The sequence below is a fragment of the Nocardia sp. NPDC060220 genome, assembly GCF_042727815.1.
Lineage (GTDB): Bacteria > Actinomycetota > Actinomycetes > Mycobacteriales > Mycobacteriaceae > Nocardia.
This window is the reverse complement of record NZ_JBHWZY010001037.1, coordinates 1-2,157: the sequence shown is the minus strand read 5'-3', so window position 1 is coordinate 2,157 and position 2,157 is coordinate 1. Positions and strand designations below refer to the sequence as shown.

The window sequence follows — 2,157 nt, the reverse complement described above, 5'->3', positions numbered from 1 at the left end:
CCTCCCCCGACGGAGTGCTCCCCGGCGAGGCCGGCCTGATCATCGACGAACACGCCGATCCGGTCGACATCGCCGCCACCGTCGTCGATCTCGCCGTCCGGCGCTACCTGTGGATCACCCCCGTGAACGCGCGGGGCGAAGACGATTGGCGCATCAGCCGCGTCAACGCCCCCGACGACCAGCTGCGCGAATACGAGCGCACCGTCTACGACATGCTGCTGCCCGAAGGCACCGACACCGTCGCCGTCCGCGAACTGCGCGCCCCCGGCCGCCTGCAACTGGACCCGATCCGCGCCGCCATGCGCAACGACGCCGTCGCCACCGGCGCCTTCGCCGATCCGAAACAGCGCGCGCTCCCCCGCTGGATCGGCGCCGCCCTGATCGCCCTCGGCCTGATCATCACGGTCACCCTCGCCCTGACCGCGGGGCACGCCCTGGTCGGCGTAGCCATCGCCCTGGCAGGCGGAGCGGCGATGCTGCTCCCCAACTACCTCCCCACCCGAACCCCACTCGGCGACACCGTCGCAGGCCGAATCCGCGCGATGCACCGTGGTCTCGACACCGTCGTGCGCGACCGGATCCCGCCCATCGACCAGGAGACGATCTTCTCCCGCGCCCTCCCCTACACCGTGATCAGCGGCCGAGCGGACAACTGGATCCGCACCTTCCGCGACATGAACCCCGCAGCCGACTCACAGCCCGGCCTCTACTGGTTCGCCGGCTACGACCGAGACCCCAACCTCCACCGCTTCGCCGCCCAGTTCCCGTTCTTCATCACCGCACTGGAAGGCGCCTTCAACCCGCGCTGAGCGACCTGGGCATACGAAAAGGCCCTGCCACTCAGAAGAGTCGCAGGGCCTTTCTCAGCTCTCACACCCGGCGGATAGCCGCCAACGGGTCCGCGTACAGCGCGCTCAGCGAAGTAACCACCGCCGCGAACTCCTGGACCTTCCCCCCGAATCCACTGATCCGGATATCGGTGGCCGCCAACTGCGTGCTCTGCGAAAACGAGCGAGCCACATGCCCCAGCGCGGGCCGGTACCCCGTGAACGCCTGACCGCCCAGCACAACTCGATCCGGGTTGAGCATGTCGCGAACCAGCGCGACAGTCTGTCCGAGCATCGTCGCCCGCTCGGCGAGCAGTTCCCGCGCCGATTCGGACCCGGACTCGGCCGCCCGATACAGATCATTGATCGTGGTCCCGGCAGTCCCGTTGTGCGCCGGGATGATTCCGCGGCCGACAGCCCGAGCCTGCAGGGCCCGATCACCGACGGTCACTTCCAAGCATCCACGCCGGCCGCACGTGCACTGCACATCGGAGCCCGTCGGCAGATGCGCGATCGACCCCGGCCCGTTGCTCGGGGTGTGTACCCGGCCGTCGAGGGTGACGGCGATGCCCGCGGTCTCACGGACGTAGAAGTAGAGGCTGCTGCCGTGCTGGGCAGCGGGAAGTTCGGTATCGGGCTCGGGCCTGCGCGCGTCGAAGGTGGGCAGCAGCAGCTCCGAGGCAGCCATCGCCTCGACGTGCGGCGCGACGGAAACCGGCAGCTCGAGCACATCGCCGAGCACCTGCCCGATCGGCGCACCCTTCCATTCCAGCTTCGGATGGTCGACGACACCGCTCTGCGGATCCACCCGCCCACCGATGGCCACACCCGCCCACAGCGGCGTCCGCCGATGCCACCGCTGCAGGAACGCCTTGGCGCTGCGCGCGACGGTGGTGACCGCGAATTCCTGCCCGGTCTGCGGTGTGGCGATGGCGAGCCCGCCGAGAATGCGGCCACGCAGATCAGCGGCGACGATCTTCGTCGCCTCGGCGCCGATATGAATGCCCAGCGTCAGGTAGGCGTCGTGATCGATCTCGAAGGGCACCCGCGGCCTGCCGACCGCGCCCGCGGCGGTCAGATCGGGCCGCTCACGCAGCAGTCCGGCCGAAAGCAGCGACGCCACTTGCCGATTGACGGTGGCGATACTCAAACCCGTTGCTCGCGCGGCGTTGTCGCGCGAGACCGGACCGGAGGCCGCGGTACGCAGCACCGCTGCGGCGGGGTTGTCGCTACGCCGCAGCTCCGGCGGCACAACGGGGCGGGAAACACGAGGGCGACCGGCGCCCGTCCGGGAGACGGGGCGATCGATGATGGGAGCAGACATATGAAG

Annotated in this window: 2 protein-coding genes; one reads left to right on the top strand and one right to left on the bottom strand. The window is 69.5% G+C overall.

What is annotated here, in order from left to right:
- Positions 1–809, top strand: an 809-nt coding sequence (locus tag ACFWF3_RS33325; RefSeq protein ID WP_379317918.1) for a DUF2207 family protein, incomplete at its 5' end; no start/stop codon positions are given.
- 61 nt (positions 810–870) lie between these two features.
- Here the strand turns inward: ACFWF3_RS33325 and ACFWF3_RS33320 are convergent.
- The gene (locus ACFWF3_RS33320; protein WP_378994422.1) at positions 871–2,151 is read right to left on the bottom strand and encodes an ROK family protein; all 1,281 of its coding nucleotides are present in this window, start codon (positions 2,149–2,151) and stop codon (positions 871–873) included.
- Positions 2,152–2,157: the final 6 nt, after the last annotated feature.

Bases quoted from the DNA above. Each gene is read 5' to 3' on its own strand.
- ACFWF3_RS33320 (WP_378994422.1), bottom strand. From the start codon at position 2,151: ATGTCTGCTCCCATCATCGATCGCCCCGTCTCCCGGACGGGCGCCGGT.